We start from the raw sequence: 20,381 nt of genomic DNA on the forward strand, positions 1-20,381 counted from the left end.
CTCGCTGTCAGTCGGTTGTACGACGTTCACCGTACATCGCGGAGAGCACTCCCACGGTCAGCAGGTACTGCGCCGCGATGTAGGTCAGCATGACCCAGAAGTCGGGCGCGGGCAGCTGGGGCCACTCGGCGACGCCGGTGGCGATGAGCGTGTCGGACAGCAGGAACAGAGCGCCGCCGAGGCCGGCCGCGAGCCCGAGGGAGCTCGCCCGGTAGGCCATCGCGGTGAGGAGCAGCGAGTACCCGGCCACGGGGATCCGCAGCTCGGCGGGGAGGTCGGGCCAGAGGAGCACGACGGTGCCGACGAGGGCGGCCGCGTATCCGGCGCCGAGGAGCGCCGACGTACGCCGTCGGCCGAAGAGGACCAGGTAGCAGACGTGCCCCGCGGCGAAGGAGCCCATGCCGACGAGGAAGGCCCAGTCGGCGTCGGAGAGCAGGAAGACGTCGCCACCCCAGCCGAGGAGGAGCGCGGCGGCGAGGAGCCTCGGGGCGGTGGGGGAACCCCCCGTGGCCTTGAGGCCATGGGCGAGGGTGAGGGCGTACGCGGCGAGCAGGGGCATCAGGAGCGGCTTGGCGAGCTGGTGGCCGAGCTCGGCGCCGGCGAGGAGGGAGATCAGGTCGACGGCGGCCGCGAGCCCGAAGGCGGCGAGCAGCGCGCGGGAGAGGGGCGAGGCGGGGCGGCCGTGCGGCGCGGGGGCGGCGAGGGTCGGCGCGGGGCCTGGGGCGGGGGGCGCAGAGAGGGCGGGACCGGCGAAGGCTGGCGCGGAGGCGGCGGGGGCAGAGGCAGCGGGTGCGGAGGAAGCGGGGGCGGGCATCGGGTCGGCGGTCATGCGGCGGCCTCCGGAACGGCACCGGTCTGCGGCGCCTGGGGGGGGTTGTGGGGTCTGTGGGGTCCGCGCGATCGGTTGCCAGCCCGGGCCGCGGAAGACCCGGCCTGCCCGCTCGCGCCAGTCGCTCGCCGAGCGGAGGTCGCGGGCGATGGCGGCGTACTCGTGGGTGGCGACCCGCAGCGGGTTGTACGTCTCGATGTTCTTGGTGAGCCCGTAGACGGGCCGGTCGGTCTCGCCGACCCAGGAGCCGAACATCCGGTCCCAGAGGATGAGGATCCCGCCGAAGTTCCGGTCCAGGTAGCCGCCCTGGGAGGCGTGGTGGACGCGGTGGTGCGAGGGCGTGTTGAGGACGTACTCGAAGGGCCGGGGCAGCTTCCCGACGCGCTCGGTGTGGATCCAGAACTGGTAGACGAGGTTGACCGAGTAGCAGAACGCGACGGCCGCCGGGTGCACGCCGAGGGCGATCATCGGCAGGTAGAACGGCCAGGAGGTGACGCTGGTCCACGGCTGGCGCAGGGCGGTGGTGAGGTTGAACTTCCGGCTGCTGTGGTGGACGACGTGGCAGGCCCAGAGGACGCGGACGACATGGTGTCCGCGGTGCTGCCAGTAGTAGAGGAAGTCCTGCGCGAGCAGCATCAGCGGGATCGTCCACCACAGGACGGGGACGCGGAGCGGGGTGAGTTCGTGGACGGCGGTGTAGATCGCGACCACGGGGATCTTCCACAGCGCGTCGAAGGCGAGGCTCCCGAGGCCCATGCCGATGCTGGTGGCGGCGTCCTTCGTCCCGTACCCGGCGGCGTCCTCGTCGGGGTGGATCCGGTGGCTGACCATCTCCAGGACGGTGAGCAGGACGAACGCCGGTATGGACCAGAGCACGACATCGGGCGGGTTCGTCATGCCGTCGACGGTAGGCGGGGCGGGCGGGCCCCGCCAGACGTTGTTACCAACAAGTATGCGAGACGACTTGTCAGCAAGCTTTGGCACCTTCCGACAAGCGGAACCGCGAGATCCCTACACCCCCGCAGCGCCGAGGAGCGAGCCCGCGCCGTACGTGATGGCCATCGCGAGGGCGCCACCGCCCATGGTGCGGAGGATCGCGCGGCCCGCGGGGGCGCCGCCGAGGCGGGCGCTCCACCAGCCGGTGAGGGCGAGGGCCACGAGAACGGAGCCGACCGTGACCCAGAGGCGGGCCGGCTCCGGCGGCAGGACGATCGCGAGGAGCGGGAGCAGCGCGCCGACGGTGAAGGCGAGGAAGCTGGCGCCGGCCGCGTGCCAGGGGTTGGTGAGGTCGTCGGGGTCGATGCCCAGCTCCACGCGCGCGTGGGCGCGCAGGGCGTCTCGCTCGGTGAGCTGCTCGGCGGCCTCACGGGCCACGTCCTGGGAGAGTCCGCGGGCGGCCAGGAGCCCGGTCAGCTCGTCGAGTTCGGCCTCGGGCCGGTCGCGCAGTTCGCGCCGCTCCTGCACGAGCGCGGCCTTCTCCGAGTCGCGTTGGGTGGAGACGGAGACGTACTCCCCCGCCGCCATCGACATCGACCCGGCGAGCAACCCCGCGAGGCCGGCGGTCAGCAGGGCGGCCTGGGACTCGGTGGCGCCCGCGACGCCGACGACGAGGCCCGCGGTGGAGACGACTCCGTCGTTGGCTCCGAGCACAGCGGCCCGGAGCCAGTTGAGACGGGAGCCGAGCCCTCCGCCGTGGGCCTCGTCGTGGGCCTCGTCGGGTACGGGGGGTGCGGTCACGTCAGGAGGGTCGCACCCCTCGGGTCACCAGACGCGGACCGACCCGCCCGGGGCGAAGGCCGGGCTGGTCGCCTCCTCCGGGATCTTCTCCAGGGGCGTGGCGATCTCCGCGACCTCCGGACCGTGGACGGCGGCGACGGCGTCGAGGAGGGCGAGGTCGAAGCCGTAGACGCGGGCGGCGTTGCCCCCGACCATGGCGGCGACCTCGTCCCTCGGCACTCCGGCGTAAGCGACGCGGAGGCCTTCGCGGGAGTACGGGGCGGTGCCCTCGTCGTGCGGGTAGTCGCTGCCCCACATGATCTTGTCGAGGCCGATCCGGTGGCGCAGCGGCACCTCGTGCGGGCGCATGAAGCTCGCGCCGACGAAGCAGTTGTCGCGCCAGACCTCGCTGGGGCCCTTGCCCATGGACTCGGCGAGTCCGGCGCCGAACTTGGACTCGGCGGTGGCGGCGGCCGAGGCGGCCGAGACCAGGCGTCCGTGGTAGTAGTCCAGCATCTCCATGACCCCGGGGATCCAGCCGGAGCCCTGCTCCGTCAGGACGAGCTTGAGGTCCGGGTGGCGGCGGAAGGCGCCGCCGAAGATCAGGTGCCACAGGGCCCGGTGGGAGAACCAGGTGGCCTCCACCAGGTGGAGCGCGCGGGCGGCGGGTTCGTGCCCGAGCGGTGGCGAGGCCGAGCCGCCGTGGTGGTTGACCGGCACGTCGAGTTCCGCGCAGACCGCCCAGATCGGGTCGTACGTGTCGGAGTACAGCTCGGGCAGGCCGGAGCCCGGCGGGGTGCCCGGCAGCAGGACGCCGCCGGTCAGACCGGCCTCCTTGGACCGGCGGATCTCCCGTACCGCCTCGTCCACGTCGTTGAGGAGGATCTGCCCCACGCCCGCCCTGCGGCCCGGGGTGTCGGCGCAGAAGTCGGCCAGCCAGCGGTTGTGCGCGCGCAGGCCCGCCCAGCGGAGCTCGAACTCCTCGCGGGTCGGCGCCGGGGCCATCAGGGAGCCTGAGGGGAAGAACGGCGGGATGGTGTTGGGGAAGACGACCTCGGCGACGATCCCGTCCGCCTCCAGTTCGCGCAGGCGGCGCTGCGAGTCCCAGTTGCGTTCGGCGGCGGCGGCCAGCAGGTCCTCGTACGGGTTGACGTAGCCGGCGGCCCAGGCGTCGAAGGCCTCGTGGTGCTTCTTCTCCAGGTAGGGCCGGTAGTCGAGGAGGTCGGCGCCGGCGTGGCAGTCGGCGGAGATGACGGTGTACCTGTCCATCAGTTGGCCCCCAGTACCGGGAAGTCGTGGTCGGTGAGCCAGTGGCGGCCGACCTCGCGGGAACGTGCCCAGGAGGCCTCCACGGCCGTCTGGTCGGGAGACTGGCCGAGGTCGGCGGGGGTGGGGCCGATCCGGCGGGCGATCGGTTCGAGCGCGGGGAGGTCGAAGCCGAAGACCTCCGCCGCCGCCAGGCCCAGGATCCGCCGGGTCTCCTCCACCGGGATGTCGTGGAAGGTGTTCCGCAGCCACGCGCGCGTGGCGGGCCAGGTGCCCTCCGGGTGCGGGAAGTCCGAGCCCCACAGGATGTTGTCGACGCCGATCTCGTACCGCTGGGCGAGCTCGCGCCGCTTGGTGTTGGTCGCGCAGATGAAGACCTGCCGGTCCAGGTACTCGCTCGGCGGCCGCTTCAGCTCCGCGAACGGGGACAGCTTCTTCCCGCCGTGCGCGCCGAGGTAGAGCCGGTCCATGAACCAGAGCAGGTTGGGCAGCCACCAGCAGCCGGACTCGGCGACGCCGAACCTCAGGCCCGGGTGGCGCTCGAAGACCCCGGACCAGAGCAGGAACCACAGCGGCCTGGCCGGCCAGAAGGTGACCTCGGAGACGTAGATCCCGAGGTGGTCGCCGTACTCCTCGCGCGGCGCGGCGCCGGAGTGGGTGACGACCGGCATGCCGGTCTCGGCGGCGGCCGCCCACACCGGGTCGTAACGCCGGTCGTGGTAGGGCGCCTTGTCCACCCACATCGAGGGGATCATGAGCGCGCCGAGGCCGGACTCCTTGGCCCGGTGGATCTCGGCGACGACCTCGACGGGGTCGGCGGTGACGGGGAGCAGCGCCACTCCGCAGTGCCGCTGCGGGTTCTGGCCGACGAACTCGGCCAGCCAGCGGTTGTGCGCCTTCGCGCCCGCCATGCCGAGCTCGGGGTCCTGGTCGCCGGAGAGGCCGAGGCCGACGCCGAAGGGGGCGGCGGTCTGGCTGTCGACGGCGTCCGCGTCGGGGAAGACGACCTCGGCGGCGACGCCGTCGCCGTCGAGCTCCTTGAGCCGCTGGGCGGCGTCCCAGCCGCCGCGCAGGCCCTCCTCGTTGTCGTGGAACCACTTGTCGGCGAAGGCCTCGTTGCGCACGCCGAGGCGGGTCATCGCCTCCCGGCGCGCGTCCCGCCCGGCGAGGAACTCGTCGAAGGCGCGGTGGTGGCGGGATTCCAGGTAGGGCCGGTACCGCTCGGTGGGCAGCCCGGCGTGGCAGTCGGAGGAGATGATCAGATACGGATCCTCGTACGTCGTCATGGCGGTGCCTCCTCAGTCCCGGTCGCTGTCTCGGTCGCTGTCCCGGTCGCCGTCCCGGGAGGCGTCCCGGTCGAGGATGAAGCTCTCCAGGTACGCCGGATTGGCGCGGTCGAGCATCGAGCGCGAGCGCGCCCGGATCTGGCCGTCGCTGTGCTCGCTCTCCGGCAGCATCCAGAACCGGTCGCCGCGGATGCCCTCGACGACCAGCTCGGCGACCTCCTCCACCGGGGTGAAGGCGATCTCCTGCCCGGCCTCCTTCATGGCGGCCTCCCACTGGTCGAGGCTGCGGTACGGACTCTTGCGCGGGCGCTCCTTCGCGAACCGCTCGGGCCGGTTGCGGTGCGACTCCCACAGTCCGGTGCGGAGCATGTGCGGGCCGGGGAAGAGCACGGAGGCGCCCACGTCCGCCCCCTCGGCCCGGAGGTGGGCGTAGAGCGACTCGGTCATGGTGACGACGGCCGCCTTGGTGACCGCGTACACGGAAGCGGTGGGCAGCGGGGCGATGCCGCCGTCGGCGGAGGAGGTGTTGACGATGTGGCCGGGCTCGCCGCTCGCGATCATCCGGGGGACGAAGGCCTGGATGCCGTGGAAGACGCCCCAGACGTTGACGGAGAAGGCCCACTTCCAGTCGTTCGGCTCGTGCTCCCACATCCGGCCCTCGGCGCCGGAGCCGACGCCCGCGTTGTTGCAGAGGACGTGGACGGCGCCGAAGGTGTCGTACGCCGCGTCCGCGAACGCCCGGACCTCGTCGGGGTCGGAGACGTCGACCGTCCGGGCGAGGACCTGCGCCCCGCCCTCCATCAGCTCGTCGGCTGCCCGCGCGAGCGCACCCGGCTCGACGTCCCCGAGGACGACGGCCATGCCCTCGGCGGCGAAGCGGCGGGCCATGGCGAGGCCGATGCCGCTCGCCGCGCCGGTGACGACGGCGACCTGTCCCGTGCGCAGTTCCATCAGGCACTTCCTTCCGGGGGTCCGTCGAGGATCTGCAGCGGGTCGTCGTACCGCTGGTGGATGTAGGGCAGCAGCGCCTGCGCGGAGACCCGTTCGGCGACCGTGCCCCGCTGGTCGGTGGTCTTCTCGCCGATCGTGATCTCGACGATCCGGCGTACGGGGAGGTCGGCCACCGGGTCGAACATGGACTCGCGCAGGATCACGTCACCGGTGATCCGCTCCAGCTTCCGCACCTTCTCGTTGCGGAGGCAGTGGACGAGGACGGGATCGGCGTCGAAGCCGGAACCCTCCACGCCGGGGAGGAACTTGAAGTAGAAGTCGGTCTTCTCGACCGGCTCCGGCAGCGGCAGCGGGCCGGAGACCGCGCCGCGCACCTCGACGAAGGCGATGCCGTGCCGGGCGAGGGCCGCGCGGACGACGAGCCCTTCGCGCTCGACCGTGACCTCGCCGAGCTTCTTCGGCTCGCCGAAGACCTCACGGCCGCCGATCAGGGCCCGCTCGTGGGTCATCGGCATGACCAGCGGGTACCAGCCCTCGCGGTCGCCGTGGGCCGCGGCGACGGCCACGGAGCCGGCGCCGAGGGGGTAGCCGGGCAGGTCGACCTGGCTGATGTTCGCGCGGACGAGCGGGCGCCCGGTGGGCTTCAGCGGGGGCGGCAGGACCGCCGCGACGACGTCGGGATCGGTCTCCCAGACGGCGACCACCCCCGTGGACCAGATGTCGGGGAGTCGGGAGCTCCGCTCGCGCGCCGCCGCCGCATCGGCCTCGCTGCGCGCCCCGTACCGTACTCGTGCCATGAGGTACCACCCTTCGTGACAGTCGGCCTGTAACACAGTTACACCGTCGGCGATGAAGGGTAAAGACCCGTGCACGCAGAGGAGTGGGGGAAGCGATGGCACGCTCGGCGCTGAGCCGTGACGAAGTCCTGGACACGGCGGCCGCGTTGGTGAGGGAGCACGGCCCGGGCGCCCTGACCATGCGCAGGCTCGCCGCCGAACTGGGCACGGCGGTCACCTCGATCTACTGGCACGTCGGCAACCGCGAGTCGCTCCTCGACGCGCTCGTCGCCCGCACGGTCACCGACCTCGGCACGATCGACCCGCACGGCACGACCCCCGCCGAGCGGATCGTCTCGGTCGCCCGCACGCTCCGCCGCGCGCTGCGCGAGCGCCCGCACCTGGTGGCGATGGTCCACGAGCGCGGTCTGACCGAGCGGATGTTCCTGCCGGCGCAGCGCGCCCTGGTCCACGAGGCCCACGCGGCGGGACTGCGCGGGGAGGACGCGGCGCGGGCCGTCCGCGCGCTGCAGTTCCAGGTCGTCGGCTACGTCCTCGTGGAGCGCAACCGCGAACGGGCCCCGGCGCAGTCCCCCGCCGAGGAGGAGCTGTGGAGCGAGGAGCCCGCCGGGGCCGACCCCGTCCTGGCGCGCGCCCTGGCCGCCCCGATCGACACCGAGGCCCTCTTCGTCGACTCCGTACGTGCCCTGGTGGACGGTCTGCTCGCCGGGCCCTCCGGGGAGACCGGGGACAGTGCTGTCGGTCGCGGGCCGTATTCTCATTGACCATGCTCGACGACCGTACGACCGCAGCGCCGTGGCCGACCGCCTACCCACAGGGGTACGCGGTCGTCGACGTGGAGACCACCGGCCTCGCCCGCGACGACCGGATAGTGTCGGCTGCCGTCTACCGGCTCGACGCCCAGGGGAACGTCGAGGACCACTGGTACACACTCGTCAACCCCGAGCGCGACCCCGGTCCCGTCTGGATCCACGGGCTGACCAGCGACGTCCTGGAGGGTGCGCCGCTCTTCCCGGAGATCGCGGCGGAGTTCGCGACCCGCCTCGACGGCCGGGTCCTGGTCGCGCACAACGCGATGTTCGACTGGCAGATGATCGCCAGGGAGTACGCGCGCGCCGAACGGACCGCGCCCGTGCGGCAGCGCCTGTGCACGATCGCGCTCGCCAAGGAGCTGTCGCTGCCGCTGCCCAACCACAAGCTGGAGTCGCTCGCCGCGCACTTCGGCGTCGTCCAGCAGCACGCGCACAACGCGCTCGACGACGCTCGGGTCCTCGCCGAGGCGTTCCGGCCGAGCCTGCACGCGGCGGCCGAGCGGAACGTCCGGCTGCCGCTCCTGGAATGCCGGCCGCTGACGGAGTGGGCCTCGTCGCCGGCGCCGCCCCGGGTCGGCCACCAGGGCTCGTACCCGGGCTCGGCCGCGTCCTCCGCGTCGTACCGCATGAACAGCTGGCGCCCCTCCCGGAAGCGCCCGGCCTGCCCGTACCCCAACCCCGGACGGTACGACAAGGACCGGCCGCTCCGGCAGGGCATGCGGGTGGCCTTCTCCGGCGACACCTCCGTCGACCGCGAGCTCCTGGAGGACCGCACGGTCGACGCCGGGCTCCACGTCGCCACCAGCGTCTCCCGGCTGACGAGCCTGCTCGTCACGAACGACCCCGACGCGCACACCTCCAAGACGCTGAAGGCGAAGTCCTTCGGTACGCCGGTCGTCGACGAGGCGGCCTACACGCAGCTCCTGCGGGACGTGGCCCCGGCAGACGGGTGACGCACGCGGCCGGCTGGGCGTGGCTCGCTGCGCCCGCCCGGCCGGAGCCCCACCCTGTGGCCCATGGCACGTTGTGAGGTCTGCGGAAACGATTACGGCATGTCCTTCGAGGTGCACGCGCAGGGCGCCGTGCACGTCTTCGACTGCTTCTCCTGCGCCATCCACCGCATGGCGCCCATCTGCGAGCACTGCCGGGTCCAGATCATCGGACAGGGCGTCGAGGTCGAGGGCAGCTGGTACTGCGGCGCCCACTGCGCACGCGCGGAGGGAAAGGTGGGCATCGTCGACAGGGTGTGAGGAAACGATCCTGGGGGTCGGGCCTCCCCGAGTCGGCCGAACCCCGCCGCGTGCACCCCATGACCCCGGTTGTACCGTCATGGGGTGTACCGCTTCCTGTTGTCCCGGCAGTGGGTGATCCTCACCCTCGTCGCCCTCGCCCTCATCCCCACGATGATCGAGCTGGGCTTCTGGCAGTTCCACCGGCACGAACGCCGAGTGGCCCAGAACGCCCTGATCGCGGAGAACCTCAAGGCGAAGCCGGTCCCCGTCGAGGAGCTCACCTCCCCCGGCCACACCGTCCCGCGCGCCGACTACTGGCGCCAGGCCACCGCGACCGGCACCTTCGACACCACCCACGAGGTGGTCGTCCGGCGTCGCACCAACGCCGACGACAAGCAGGGTGTGCTCGTCCTGACGCCGCTGGTCCTCCGGGACGGCAGCGTCGTCCTGGTCAACCGCGGCTGGGTGCCGGCCGCCGCCGACCAGCGCGCGTACCCGACGGTGCCGCCCGCTCCCAAGGGCGAGATCACCGTCACCGGCCGCCTCAAGGCCGACGAGACGACCGGCGCCAGCGGCATCAGGGACCTGAAGGGTCTGCCCGACCGCCAGGTCATGCTGATCAACAGCGAGCAGCAGGCCGCGCTCATCGGCCGCGAGGTGCTCGGCGGCTACCTCGAACAGATCACGCCCGAGCCGGCCGGCGACACCCCCGAACCGATCGCCGAGCCCGACCACGACTCGATCGGCGCGCACATGGCGTACGCCGTGCAGTGGTGGCTCTTCACCGCCGGGGTACCCGTCGGGTGGGTGATCCTCGTACGGCGCGAGAAGCGCGACCAGGAGGCCGCCGCCCGCACCGGGACCTCCGCCGGCGGAGCCTCCGGTGGCGGGGACGACGATGAGGACGGTTCCGAGGAAGGGCGCGGGGAGGGCGGCGCGGACGCTTCCGGCGCCACCGGGGTCCCGGCCGGGGACACGGCCGCGGCCCAGGCCACCCCGTCCCTCTGATTGACGGACGCCGCTTCCGGGAACAGCCCAAAGCGTGACGCAACGTATCGACGACTACGCCCTCATCGGCGATCTCCAGACCGCCGCGCTCGTCGGCCGCGACGGGTCGGTCGACTGGCTGTGTCTGCCGCGGTTCGACTCGGGCGCCTGCTTCGCCGCGCTGCTCGGCGACGAGGAGAACGGCCACTGGCGGATCGCACCCAAGGGCGCCACGACCTGCACCACCCGTCGCTACGCCGACGACTCCCTCGTCCTGGAGACCTACTGGACGACCCGGACCGGCACCGTCAAGGTCGTCGACTTCATGCCGCAGCGGGACAAGTCCCCCGACCTCATGCGGATCGTGGAGGGCGTCAGCGGCACCGTCGAGATGAGCTCCGTCCTGCGGCTGCGCTTCGACTACGGCTCGATCGTGCCGTGGATGCGCCGAGCCGACGGCCATCGGGTCGCGGTCGCCGGGCCGGACGCCGTCTGGCTGCGCAGTGTGCCGCCCGTGAAGACCTGGGGCCAGCAGTTCGCCACCTGCTCCTCCTTCACCGTCGCCGCCGGCGAGAAGGTGGCGTTCGTGCTGACCTGGCACCCCTCCCACGAGCCGCGCCCCGAGCTCGTCGACCCCTTCACGGCCCTGGAGCAGTCGCTGCAGGACTGGCGGGAGTGGTCGGCCCGGTGCACGTACCGGGGCCCCCACCAGGAGGCGGTGCTGCGCTCCCTCATCACCCTCAAGGCGCTCACGTACGCCCCGACCGGTGGGATCGTCGCCGCCCCCACCACCTCCCTGCCGGAGGAGCTCGGTGGCGTACGGAACTGGGACTACCGCGCCTGCTGGCTGCGCGACTCCTCCCTCACCCTCGGCGCGCTGCTCGCCGCCGGGTACGTCGAGGAGGCCGCCGCATGGCGGGACTGGCTGCTGCGCTCGGTCGCGGGCGACCCGGCCGACCTCCAGATCATGTACGGCCCCGCCGGGGAGCGTCGGCTGCCCGAGACGACCCTGCCGTGGCTGCGCGGCTACGCCGACTCGGCGCCGGTACGGACCGGGAACGCGGCCGTGGAGCAGTTCCAGCTCGACGTGTACGGCGAGGTCATGGACTCGCTCTACCGCGCGCGCGAGGCCGGGATCCCCGCCAAGCGGCACGCCTGGAACCTCCAGTTGAGCCTGCTCGGCTTCCTGGAGTCGACCTGGCGGAACCCCGACGAGGGCCTGTGGGAGGTGCGCGGGCCGCGCCGCCACTTCACCCACTCGAAGGTGATGGCCTGGGTCGCCGCCGACCGTGCGGTGCGCACCCTGGAGGCCGACCCCTCCCTGCCGGGGGACGCGGCGCGGTGGCGGGCGATGCGGAACGAGATCCACGAGGACGTCTGCGCCAAGGCGTACGACCCCGACCGGAACACCTTCACCCAGTCGTACGGCTCCCGGGAGCTGGACGCCGCCACGCTGCTCATCCCCCAGGTCGGCTTCCTGCCGCCGGACGACCCCCGGGTGGTCGGGACGGTGGACGCGGTACGGGCGGAACTGCTGCACGGCGGGTTCCTGCGCCGGTACAGCACGGATTCCGGCACCGTGGACGGGCTGCCCGGGAAGGAGGGGACGTTCCTCGTCTGCTCCTTCTGGCTGGCGGACGCGCTGCGGCTGACCGGCAGGACCGAGGAGGCGCGCCTGCTCTTCGACCGGCTCGTCGCCCTCCGCAACGACGTGGGGCTCCTCGCGGAGGAGTACGACCCCGTGGCAGGGCGTCAGCTCGGCAACTTCCCCCAGGCCTTCAGCCACATCGGCCTGGTGGGCACCGCCTTCGCGCTCGCCGCCGAGGAGGCGGCAGGATAGGCCCATGGATCTGGGACTGAAGGACCGTGTGTACGTGGTGACCGGCGCGACCCGGGGGCTCGGGAGGGCCTCGGCGGAGGCGCTGCTCGCCGAGGGCGCGAAGGTGCTGATCACCGGGCGCGAGGAGAAGGCGGTCGCGGAGGCGGTGGCCGAGCTGGGCACGGGCGCGGAGGGCGTCGCCGCCGACAACACCGACCCGGAGACCCCGGCCCGGCTGATCGCCGAGGCCCGGGCGCGGTTCGGCGGCTTCGACGGCATCCTCATCAGCGTCGGCGGCCCGGCGCCCGGCTTCGCCGCCGACAACACCGACGAGCAGTGGGCGGCCGCGTTCGACACGGTCTTCCTCGGAGCCGTACGGCTGGCCCGCGCGGCGGCCGAGACGCTCGTCGAGGGCGGTGTCATCGGCTTCGTCCTGTCCGGTTCGGTCCATGAGCCGATCCCGGGCCTGACCATCTCGAACGGGCTCCGCCCCGGGCTCGCCGGCTTCGCCAAGTCCCTCGCCAACGACCTGGGCCCGCGCGGGGTCCGGGTCATCGGACTGCTGCCGAGCCGGATCGACACGGACCGGGTGCGCTCCCTCGACACGCTCTCCGGCGACGCGGACGCGGCACGCGCGGCGAACGAGGCCGCGATCCCGCTGCGCCGCTACGGCACGCCGGAGGAGTTCGGGCGCACGGCGGCCTTCCTGCTGTCGCCGGCCGCCTCGTACCTGACGGGGCTGATGCTCCCGGTGGACGGCGGGGCGCGCGGCGGCTTCTGAGCCGGGCTCAGGTCACGCGGCGGGCGCGGTGCTTCACGGCCCGCAGGCGCGCCTCCGTCGGCAGCGCGGGCAGTCCCGTGGACGTACGGGCGTGCGCGAGGGCCTCGGTGCTGAGGGTGCGCAGGGCGTCCCCCGGTGCGGCGTACGGCTCCAGGAGGAGCGCGACGCGGGTACGGGGGGCACCGCGGCGGCCCGTGAGGGAGACCTGGGCCCGGGCCACGCCCTCCTGGGCGGTGGCGTCGGCCTCCAGGACGGCCTCCAGGGCGCGGCCCCGGAGGACCGCCTCCTCGCCGTCACCGGTGTCGACGACGACCTCGCGCAGCCGGGCCCGCCGGAACTGGACGAGCAGCCACCACAGGGCGAGCAGGACGACGAGCCCGAGGACCGCGATGACCACGGGCCACCACCAGCCCTCGTCGCGCCAGCGCTGCCGGTCGGCGGCGGAGAGCAGGACGTCGGAGGGGCCGGACCAGGGCCACCAGGACGGTACGGGGGCGTCGAGGCCGGCGGCGAGGACGGCGCCGCCGGCGAGGACGAGGAGCAGCCCGGCGAGCCCGAGCAGGACGCGGTTCACGCGCCGGAGGACGACCGTCACTCCGGTTCACCCCTTCCTGGGCGGGCGGGACACCCGTACCGACAGCGCGGGTGGATGGGCGAGGCCGAGTTCGTCGACGCCGGTGGCGAGGACGGTCTCCACGTCGGCGCGGACCTCGTCGAGCGGCCGGAAGTGCGAGACCGCGCGGACGGCGACCTTGGCGCGGCCGACGCGCACCCGGACGGACCGCACCCCGGAGACCTCCATCGCGCGGTCGCGCAGGGCGAGGGCTGCGGCCTCGCGGTCGAGCCCGGCCCGTACGTCGGCGTGGTCGCGGCGCATGGGAAGGACGGCGCGCAGGCCGGGGGTCGCGGCGAGGATCAGCAGCCAGACGCCGAGGACGACGGCGAGGGCGGCCCCGGTGAGGACCGAGGCGCTGTCGAGCGGCCGGCTCGCGAGCGCGTCGGCGAGCTCACGCCGCCAGGCCATCGCGGACCGCTCGGCCCGCACGGACGCCACGTCGTACAACAGCAGCCCGGCCCCACCGAGGACGACGGCCGCCAGCACGGCGGCGGGAATGCGCCGCACCGCCCAGAAGCGACGCACGGGCCGCGCGGGGACGTCGGCGAGGACGGGTACGGAGTCGGGGTGCGGGGGGTCGTCGGCCTCGTCCCCCGTGGGGTGCGGGTCCGGGGTGGTGGTCATGAGAGGCGGCCCCTCGGGGTGCTCTGGCGGGTGTGCGCGGAGTGGAGGCGCTCCACGTGGACGACGACCTCGTGGACCTCCATGCCCACGAGGCCCTCCACGCGGCTGCGGACCCGGCCCCGGACGGCCCCGCACTGGCGGCCGATGTCGGACGGGTAGGCGAGTTCGAGGCTCACCGACACCCTGGCGACGTCCCGGTGGACGACGACCGAGGCGTGCGGCGCGGAGCCCCCCTCGGGGACGCCGTCGATCGCCTCCCGTGCCGCCTGGGACGCGATCTTCGCGGCGACACGGTCGGCGATCGTGGTCGCTCCTCGGTCACGGACCGGGTCCGCCGCCACCCCCGGTCACCGCCGCCGGTCGCCGCGTTCGCGGCCCCGGAACAGGTCGCCGGGTTCGAGGTCGCCGTCGAGGAAACGGCCGGCCACGAAGCCGATCGCGCCCAAGGCCGCGACCAGCAGAAACGCCCCGAAGCCGCCGAAGTACCCGGCGAAGCCGAGGGCCATGCCGGCCACCAGGCCGACCACCGCCATGCTCATTCCTGTCCCCTTTCGAGGCCTGTTCGACGGACGGGTGCCCGACGGACTACTGGAGCCTCTGCTCCGGCTCGTCCTCCTCCTCGTCCGGGAGCTTCACGTCGCTGACAGCGATGTTGACCTCGACCACTTCGAGGCCGGTCATCCGCTCCACCGCGGCGATGACGTTCTCCCGGACGTCGCCGGCGACGTCGGCGATGGACACGCCGTAGTCGACGACGATCTCCAGGTCGAGCGCGGTCTGCACCTCGCCGACCTCGGCCTTCACCCCGCGGGTGACGCTCGCCTTGCCGCCGCCCCCGCCGGGCACCCGGTCGCGTACGGCTCCGAAGGTGCGGGAGAGGCCGCTGCCCATGGCGTGGACGCCGACGACGTCGCGGGCGGCGAGGCCGGCGATCTTCTCCACGACGCCGTCGGCGATCGTGGTCCGGCCCCTGGAGGCCGGGGCGCCACCGCCCCGCTTGGTCACGGAAGTACGGCGCGGGTCGTCGGTCGAGGTGTCGCCGGAGTGTGCACTGTCCGTCATGAGGTTTCGCCCCTTCTGGGATATTTCGGGGTTCTTTGTCCACACTAAGGGCGGCTGCCCGGTCCCGCGCCGGGGATACGGCAGGCTGGGGTAATGACGACGGCTGAGGGTTGGACGACGGCGGTACGGGATCGCCTCGCACCGGGCAGGCTGCTGCCACTCGGGGCGGCGGCGGACGGCGCGTGGATCACGGAACGTGCGGCGCGGACCGTCCTCGACGGGGCCGCGGCGGCGGTACGGGGCGTGGTGCCGGGCGAGCTCCGGATCGGGCCCGCAGAGGAGACCACCGAGGAGTCCACCGAAGGGACCGCCGACGAGACCATTGGGGTGACGGAGGCGTTCACGGTGCCGCCGGGCGGGCTGCCGCCGGGGCCGCTGCGGATCTCGGCGGGGTTCGGGGCGGTGGCGGGGCGCCCGCTGCCCGAGCTCGCCGGTGAGCTCCGGGAGGCACTGCGCGCGGCGGCGGAGGACGGTCTCGGGCTCGTGGTGGCGGCCGTGGACCTGCGGGTGACGGACCTGCTCGACTCGGCACCGCCGCCTTCCGGGCCGACCGCGCCCCCACCCGGGCGCCCCTCCCCCGCCACGGACGACCCCGCCGCCCTGACGGCGCTGCGGGTGGAGGGGGTGGCGGGTGTGACGGACGCGCTGGGCCCGCCGGTCGCCCTGACCCCGGGCCGGGTACGGATCGAGCTGGCGGTGACGGCCGGCCACCGCCCCCTGGACGTGGCCCGCGCCGTACGGAACGCCGTGACCGCCGCCACCCGGGAGGCGACGGCGGTCACGGTGCTGATCTCGGAGCTGCGGTAGGAGCGCCCGCGTGACGTCGGTCCGTGCGACGTCAGTCGCCGAGGCCCGCGAGGTCGCGCAGGCGGCGGGCCTGGGCGGCCCGCTCGGCGGTGCGCTGCTCCTCGTACGAGCGGCCGGAGGCAGCCTGGAGGAGCGCCTTGGTCTCGTTGACCGCGGCGCGCGGCGCCGCGAGCAGGGCGGCGCTCAGGTCCCGTACCGTCGCGTCGAGCTCGTCGACGGGCACGGAGATGTTGGCGAGACCGATGCGCTCGGCTTCCGCCGCGTGGACGAAGCGGCCGGTGGCGCAGATCTCCAGCGCGCGGGCGTAACCCACGAGCGAGACGAGCGGGTGCGTCCCCGTGAGGTCCGGGACGAGACCCAGGCTGGTCTCACGCATGGCGAACTGCACGTCCTCGGCCACGACCCGCAGGTCACAGGCGAGGGCGAGCTGGAAGCCCGCACCGATGGCGTGCCCCTGGACCGCCGCGATCGACACGAGGTCGCTGCGGCGCCACCAGGTGAACGCCTCCTGGTACTCGGCGATCTCGGCGTCGAGGTCCGCGTCGGAACCGCGTGCGAGATCGAGGAAGGACGGCTCTCCGTCGAAGCCCTCGGGCGTGAACGCCTGCCGGTCGAGCCCTGCGGAGAAGGACTTTCCCTCTCCGCGCAGGACGACGACCCGCACGCTGCCGGGCAACGACCGGCCGGCTTCCGTCAACGCCCGCCACAGAGCGGGAGACTGAGCGTTGCGCTTCGCCGGGTTGGTCAGGGTCACCGTGGCAACGGCGTCCTCGACGGTGAGCCGTACACCGTCCTTGTCGAACACGAGCTCAGAGTCGTCGAGCGTGGTCATGGGGCGCCTCCGGTTCCGGTGCAGCACTTGCAACGATGCTAAGTGACTGCACAGTAACCACCTGGCCGACCGCGAGGCCGACCGGGTGGCCACCGAGAGACCTCGGTGGCCCGGTCGAGCCGCCCCGATGTCAGACCGAGGCTTCCTTCTTGCCCCGTGTCGCTCCGCCGCGTCCGCGCAGCGTGACTCCGGACTCGCTCAGCATCCGGTGGACGAATCCGTAGGAGCGGCCGGTTTCCTCGGCCAGCGCCCGGATGCTCGCACCGGAGTCGTACTTCTTCTTCAGGTCTGCCGCGAGCTTGTCGCGCGCGGCGCCGGTCACCCGGCTGCCCTTCTTCAGAGTCTCGGCCACCCGTGCCTCCTCATGGGAAGTGCGCTCTGGACTTCTCATGATCACCCCTACCCGCCGTCCTGGCCACCCATTCGACAAGGTCCGTACCGACGGGTTCGTAAAGGAGCACGGCCCCGACACGATCGGAACCAGGAATTCCGCAGGGGCGGAAACCCTCCCCCGCATCGCCCGGCAGGGGAAGTACCAGGTCAGCAGCGCGGGGGGAACACACGTACGGCGCGGGTCTGCCGGAAGGATTCGGCAGAGCACCGCGCCGGGGTGTACGAGACGCCCTCACTCAGATGAAGGATCACCCATGAGCCGAATGATCCAGCCCTGAATGATCACTTCGGGCTCCGGGGCGCCCCGCGGGGGCGTCCGGAGCCACGAGCCGGGTCAGGCCAGGGCCACCAGGTCCGCGTAGTCCGCGCCCCACAGGTCCTCGACGCCGTCCGGGAGCAGGATGATCCGCTCCGGGTCGAGCGCCTCGACCGCGCCCTCGTCGTGGGTGACGAGGACGACCGCGCCCTTGTACGTCCGCAGGGCGCCGAGGATCTCCTCGCGGCTGGCCGGGTCGAGGTTGTTGGTCGGCTCGTCGAGGAGCAGCACGTTCGCCGAGGAGACGACCAGGGTCGCGAGCGCGAGACGGGTCTTCTCGCCGCCGGAGAGCACGCCGGCCGGCTTGTCGACGTCGTCGCCGGAGAAGAGGAACGACCCGAGGGTCTTGCGGACGGCGACGAGGTCGAGGTCGGGCGCGGCGGAGCGCATGTTCTCCAGGACGGTCCGCTCGGGGTCGAGCGTCTCGTGCTCCTGGGCGTAGTAGCCGAGCTTCAGACCGTGACCCGGGGTGACCTGGCCCGTGTCGGGCTTCTCGACACCGCCGAGGAGCCGCAGCAGGGTCGTCTTGCCCGCGCCGTTGAGGCCGAGGATGACGACGCGGGAACCCTTGTCGATGGCGAGGTCCACGTCGGTGAAGATCTCGAGCGAGCCGTAGGACTTGGAGAGTCCCTCGGCGGTCAGCGGGGTCCTGCCGCAGGGCGCCGGGTCCGGGAAGCGGAGCTTGGCGACCTTGTCGGAGGCGCGCACGGCCTCCAGGCCGGAGAGCAGGCGCTCGGCGCGCTTGGCCATGTTCTGCGCGGCGACGGTCTTGGTGGCCTTCGCGCGCATCTTGTCGGCCTGCGAGTTGAGGGACGCGGCCTTCTTCTCGGCGTTCTGACGCTCGCGCTTGCGGCGCTTCTCGTCGGCCTCGCGCTGCTGCTGGTAGAGCTTCCAGCCCATGTTGTAGACGTCGATCGTGGTGCGGTTGGCGTCCAGGTAGAAGACCTTGTTGACGACGGTCTCGACGAGGTCGACGTCGTGGGAGATGACAATGAAGCCACCGCGGTAGGTCTTCAGGTAGTCGCGCAGCCAGACGATGGAGTCGGCGTCGAGGTGGTTGGTGGGCTCGTCGAGGAGGAGCGTGTCGGCGTCCGAGAAGAGGATCCGGGCGAGCTCGACGCGGCGGCGCTGACCACCGGAGAGGGTGTGCAGCGGCTGGCCCATGACCCGGTCGGGCAGGCCGAGGGCGGCGGCGATGGTGGAGGCCTCGGCCTCGGCCGCGTAACCGCCCTTGGTCAGGAACTCGGTCTCCTGGCGCTCGTACTGCCGCATGGCCTTGTCGCGGGTGCCGCCGGAGCCGGTCGCGATGCGCTCCTCGTTGGCCCGCATCTTCTTGAGCAGGGTGTCGAGGCCGCGGGCGGAGAGGATGCGGTCACGGGCCAGCACGTCGAGGTCGCCGGTGCGCGGGTCCTGCGGGAGGTAGCCGACCTCGCCGGAGCGGGCGATGGCGCCGGCGGCCGGCTGGCCCTCGCCCGCGAGGCACTTGGTGAGCGTGGTCTTGCCCGCTCCGTTGCGGCCGACGAGGCCGATGCGGTCGCCCTTGGCGACGCGGAAGGAAGCGGACTCGAGAAGGACGCGGGCGCCGGCGCGCAGCTCGATGCCGGTGGCGGTGATCACGGACAGACTCCAGGGCGGTGGGAAACGGCGGAAGGACGGCTGGTGAAGGCTTCGACGCCGCTAATGCACGGGGAGAATGGCCATACGGCCAGTCTAACGGGCCCCTGCAACTGCTTTTCGGCCATACGGGGCTCCGGGCCGAGATCGGAGCTATCTCACATTTCTTCCCATGTCCCGCAAAAGGGGCGAGCCGGTGGAGATCGTCCGATACTCGGCGCAGGGCGGCGGCCACTGCCGCGGCAGTGACGCGGAGGGTGGTGGACCGTGCAGTTCGACGACGACGCCGACCTGGACACCTCGGAGGTCCGGGACGTCCGGAGCGGCCGCATCCCGGGAGGCAAGGCGACCGTCGGCGGCGGCATCATCGGCTTCATCGCGCTGATCCTGGGCGTGCTCTTCGGGGTCGGCCCCGACCAGCTCGGACTCACCTCCGGCGGTGACGAGCCCGTCGCGAGCGCGTCCTCCGCGACCCAGGTGAACCAGACCTGCAGGAAGGGCTCGGACGCCAACACCCGCGAGGACTGCCGGATCGTCGCCGTCGTCAACAGCGTCCAGGACTTCTGGCGGACCGAGTACGCGCGCCGGGGCGGGACCTACGGGGGCGCCGCCACCGTGATGTTCACCCAGCGGGTCGGGACCGCGTGCGGCTCGGCGACCTCCGCGGTCGGCCCCTTCTACTGCCCCGGGGACCGGCAGGTCTATCTGGACCTGGGCTTCTTCGACGAGCTGCGGACCACGTTCGGGTCGAGCGGCGGACCCTTCGCCCAGGCGTACGTGGTGGCGCACGAGTACGGCCACCATGTCCAGAACCTGATGGGGACCCTGAGCCGCGCCCAGGACGGGCGGACCGGCGCGAACTCCAACGCCGTACGGGTCGAGCTCCAGGCCGACTGCTACGCCGGGGTGTGGGCGCGGCACGCGACGTCCACCCCCGACGACAAGACGGGCCGACCGCTGCTGACCCGGCTCACGGACGAGGACATCCGGGACGGCCTGGACGCGGCGGCCGCGGTGGGCGACGACCGGATCCAGGAGAGGTTCCAGGGCCGGGTGACCCCGGAGAGCTGGACGCACGGCTCGGCGGCGCAGCGGCAGCAGTGGTTCCACCAGGGCTACAGGACCGGCGACATGGCCCAGTGCAACACCTTCCGCTGAGATGTCCGAGGGGACTGCCAGACTGAGATCCAGGTCACATTCGGAGGCATGAGGCATGCCGCATCGAGAGGAGTGATCGGGATGGCCGAGGCACCCCACATCTGTCCGACGCTGACGTACGAGGACGCGAAGGGCGCGATCAGGCTGCTCACGGAGGGCTTCGGTTTCACGGCGAGCGCCGTGTACGAGGCGGAGGACGGGCGGATCGCGCACGCCGAGCTGTCGTACGGGAACGGCATGGTGATGCTCGGCAGCAAGGGCACCGGCAGCGAGTTCGACAAGCTCATGGCCGGCGCGGGCCCGGTGGGCGTCTTCGTGCACGTGGACGACGCGGACGAGCACCACGCGCGGGCCGTCGCCCACGGCGTCGAGATCGTCATGCCGCCCACGGACCAGGAGTACGGCTCCCGGGACTACATGGCCCGGGACGCCGAGGGCAACATCTGGAGCTTCGGGACGTACACGCCCGGCGCCGCGGAGTAG

The 20,381-nt window shown here is 72.7% G+C and carries 23 protein-coding genes and 1 pseudogene; 9 read left to right on the forward strand and 15 right to left on the reverse strand.

The window, feature by feature from the left end:
• Nucleotides 1-7: 7 nt before the first annotated feature.
• From OG580_RS07725 to OG580_RS07755, 7 genes and pseudogenes are all read right to left on the reverse strand, one after another.
• Nucleotides 8-829, reverse strand: coding sequence for a lysoplasmalogenase (locus OG580_RS07725; protein WP_323182680.1), 822 nt, complete (start codon nt 827-829; stop codon nt 8-10).
• A 72-nt stretch (nt 830-901) separates the two neighbouring features.
• Nucleotides 902-1,726 (reverse strand): annotated as a pseudogene (locus OG580_RS07730) (sterol desaturase family protein); the annotation flags it as partial.
• 114 nt (nt 1,727-1,840) lie between these two features.
• Nucleotides 1,841-2,566, reverse strand: coding sequence for a VIT family protein (locus OG580_RS07735; RefSeq protein WP_267042888.1), 726 nt, complete (start codon nt 2,564-2,566; stop codon nt 1,841-1,843).
• Between the two features lie 24 nt (nt 2,567-2,590).
• Nucleotides 2,591-3,814: an amidohydrolase family protein gene (locus OG580_RS07740; RefSeq protein ID WP_267042889.1), complete on the reverse strand. Its 1,224-nt coding sequence runs from the start codon at nt 3,812-3,814 to the stop codon at nt 2,591-2,593.
• The gene (locus tag OG580_RS07745) at nt 3,814-5,097 is read right to left on the reverse strand and encodes an amidohydrolase family protein (protein ID WP_267042890.1); all 1,284 of its coding nucleotides are present in this window, start codon (nt 5,095-5,097) and stop codon (nt 3,814-3,816) included. The genes OG580_RS07740 and OG580_RS07745 overlap by 1 nt, the downstream gene beginning before the upstream one ends.
• 12 nt (nt 5,098-5,109) lie before the next feature.
• The gene (locus OG580_RS07750; RefSeq protein WP_267042891.1) at nt 5,110-6,048 is read right to left on the reverse strand and encodes an SDR family NAD(P)-dependent oxidoreductase; all 939 of its coding nucleotides are present in this window, start codon (nt 6,046-6,048) and stop codon (nt 5,110-5,112) included.
• Entirely contained in the window at nt 6,048-6,845 is a 798-nt protein-coding gene (locus tag OG580_RS07755) for an acetoacetate decarboxylase family protein (protein ID WP_267042892.1), read from the reverse strand. The genes OG580_RS07750 and OG580_RS07755 overlap by 1 nt, the downstream gene beginning before the upstream one ends.
• Nucleotides 6,846-6,940: 95 nt before the next feature.
• Between OG580_RS07755 and OG580_RS07760 the strand changes: the two genes are divergently transcribed.
• The 6 genes from OG580_RS07760 to OG580_RS07785 all read left to right on the forward strand — a co-directional run bounded on the left by OG580_RS07760 (nt 6,941) and on the right by OG580_RS07785 (nt 12,476).
• Nucleotides 6,941-7,609: a TetR/AcrR family transcriptional regulator gene (locus OG580_RS07760; RefSeq protein ID WP_267042893.1), complete on the forward strand. Its 669-nt coding sequence runs from the start codon at nt 6,941-6,943 to the stop codon at nt 7,607-7,609.
• Nucleotides 7,606-8,610, forward strand: coding sequence for a DEDDh family exonuclease (locus OG580_RS07765; protein ID WP_267042894.1), 1,005 nt, complete (start codon nt 7,606-7,608; stop codon nt 8,608-8,610). The genes OG580_RS07760 and OG580_RS07765 overlap by 4 nt, the downstream gene beginning before the upstream one ends.
• Before the next feature lie 63 nt (nt 8,611-8,673).
• Nucleotides 8,674-8,907, forward strand: coding sequence for a hypothetical protein (locus OG580_RS07770; protein ID WP_267042895.1), 234 nt, complete (start codon nt 8,674-8,676; stop codon nt 8,905-8,907).
• 84 nt (nt 8,908-8,991) lie between these two features.
• Nucleotides 8,992-9,897, forward strand: coding sequence for an SURF1 family protein (locus OG580_RS07775; protein WP_267042896.1), 906 nt, complete (start codon nt 8,992-8,994; stop codon nt 9,895-9,897).
• Nucleotides 9,898-9,931: 34 nt separating this feature from the next.
• Nucleotides 9,932-11,716, forward strand: coding sequence for a glycoside hydrolase family 15 protein (locus OG580_RS07780; protein WP_267042897.1), 1,785 nt, complete (start codon nt 9,932-9,934; stop codon nt 11,714-11,716).
• A 4-nt stretch (nt 11,717-11,720) separates the two neighbouring features.
• Nucleotides 11,721-12,476 (forward strand): SDR family oxidoreductase, encoded by a 756-nt coding sequence (locus OG580_RS07785; protein ID WP_267042898.1) that lies wholly within the window; start codon nt 11,721-11,723, stop codon nt 12,474-12,476.
• A 7-nt stretch (nt 12,477-12,483) separates the two neighbouring features.
• Here OG580_RS07785 and amaP read toward each other — a convergent pair whose 3' ends face one another.
• The 5 genes from amaP to OG580_RS07810 are packed head-to-tail and all read right to left on the reverse strand — an operon-like array spanning nt 12,484 to nt 14,778.
• Complete coding sequence (gene amaP / locus OG580_RS07790) at nt 12,484-13,071, reverse strand: alkaline shock response membrane anchor protein AmaP (RefSeq protein ID WP_267042899.1); 588 nt, start codon at nt 13,069-13,071, stop codon at nt 12,484-12,486.
• 6 nt (nt 13,072-13,077) lie between these two features.
• Nucleotides 13,078-13,716, reverse strand: a complete 639-nt coding sequence (locus OG580_RS07795) for a DUF6286 domain-containing protein (RefSeq protein ID WP_267042900.1) — start codon at nt 13,714-13,716, stop codon at nt 13,078-13,080.
• Complete coding sequence (locus OG580_RS07800; protein WP_267042901.1) at nt 13,713-14,057, reverse strand: hypothetical protein; 345 nt, start codon at nt 14,055-14,057, stop codon at nt 13,713-13,715. Before OG580_RS07800 ends, OG580_RS07795 begins: the two co-directional genes overlap by 4 nt.
• A gap of 6 nt (nt 14,058-14,063) precedes the next feature.
• Nucleotides 14,064-14,255, reverse strand: coding sequence for a hypothetical protein (locus OG580_RS07805; protein WP_024756245.1), 192 nt, complete (start codon nt 14,253-14,255; stop codon nt 14,064-14,066).
• A gap of 46 nt (nt 14,256-14,301) precedes the next feature.
• Nucleotides 14,302-14,778: an Asp23/Gls24 family envelope stress response protein gene (locus OG580_RS07810; protein ID WP_267042902.1), complete on the reverse strand. Its 477-nt coding sequence runs from the start codon at nt 14,776-14,778 to the stop codon at nt 14,302-14,304.
• A 93-nt stretch (nt 14,779-14,871) separates the two neighbouring features.
• Here OG580_RS07810 and OG580_RS07815 point away from each other — a divergent pair, with 93 nt between their 5' ends.
• Nucleotides 14,872-15,585, forward strand: a complete 714-nt coding sequence (locus OG580_RS07815) for a hypothetical protein (RefSeq protein ID WP_267042903.1) — start codon at nt 14,872-14,874, stop codon at nt 15,583-15,585.
• 31 nt (nt 15,586-15,616) lie between these two features.
• Here OG580_RS07815 and OG580_RS07820 read toward each other — a convergent pair whose 3' ends face one another.
• The 3 genes from OG580_RS07820 to OG580_RS07830 form a co-directional block, all read right to left on the reverse strand.
• Nucleotides 15,617-16,417, reverse strand: coding sequence for an enoyl-CoA hydratase/isomerase family protein (locus OG580_RS07820; protein ID WP_267042904.1), 801 nt, complete (start codon nt 16,415-16,417; stop codon nt 15,617-15,619).
• Nucleotides 16,418-16,547: 130 nt separating this feature from the next.
• Nucleotides 16,548-16,769 carry a helix-turn-helix domain-containing protein gene (locus OG580_RS07825; RefSeq protein ID WP_267042905.1) on the reverse strand — a complete coding sequence of 74 codons (222 nt, stop codon included), beginning with the start codon at nt 16,767-16,769 and terminating at the stop codon, nt 16,548-16,550.
• A 375-nt stretch (nt 16,770-17,144) separates the two neighbouring features.
• Nucleotides 17,145-18,743: an ABC-F family ATP-binding cassette domain-containing protein gene (locus OG580_RS07830; RefSeq protein WP_024756250.1), complete on the reverse strand. Its 1,599-nt coding sequence runs from the start codon at nt 18,741-18,743 to the stop codon at nt 17,145-17,147.
• A 264-nt stretch (nt 18,744-19,007) separates the two neighbouring features.
• Between OG580_RS07830 and OG580_RS07835 the strand changes: the two genes are divergently transcribed.
• Both OG580_RS07835 and OG580_RS07840 read left to right on the forward strand, forming a co-directional pair.
• Complete coding sequence (locus OG580_RS07835) at nt 19,008-19,898, forward strand: neutral zinc metallopeptidase (RefSeq protein ID WP_267042906.1); 891 nt, start codon at nt 19,008-19,010, stop codon at nt 19,896-19,898.
• Between the two features lie 81 nt (nt 19,899-19,979).
• Entirely contained in the window at nt 19,980-20,381 is a 402-nt protein-coding gene (locus tag OG580_RS07840; RefSeq protein ID WP_267042907.1) for a VOC family protein, read from the forward strand.

The sequence above is a fragment of the Streptomyces sp. NBC_00094 genome (genome assembly GCF_026343125.1).
Classification (GTDB): Bacteria; Actinomycetota; Actinomycetes; order Streptomycetales; family Streptomycetaceae; genus Streptomyces.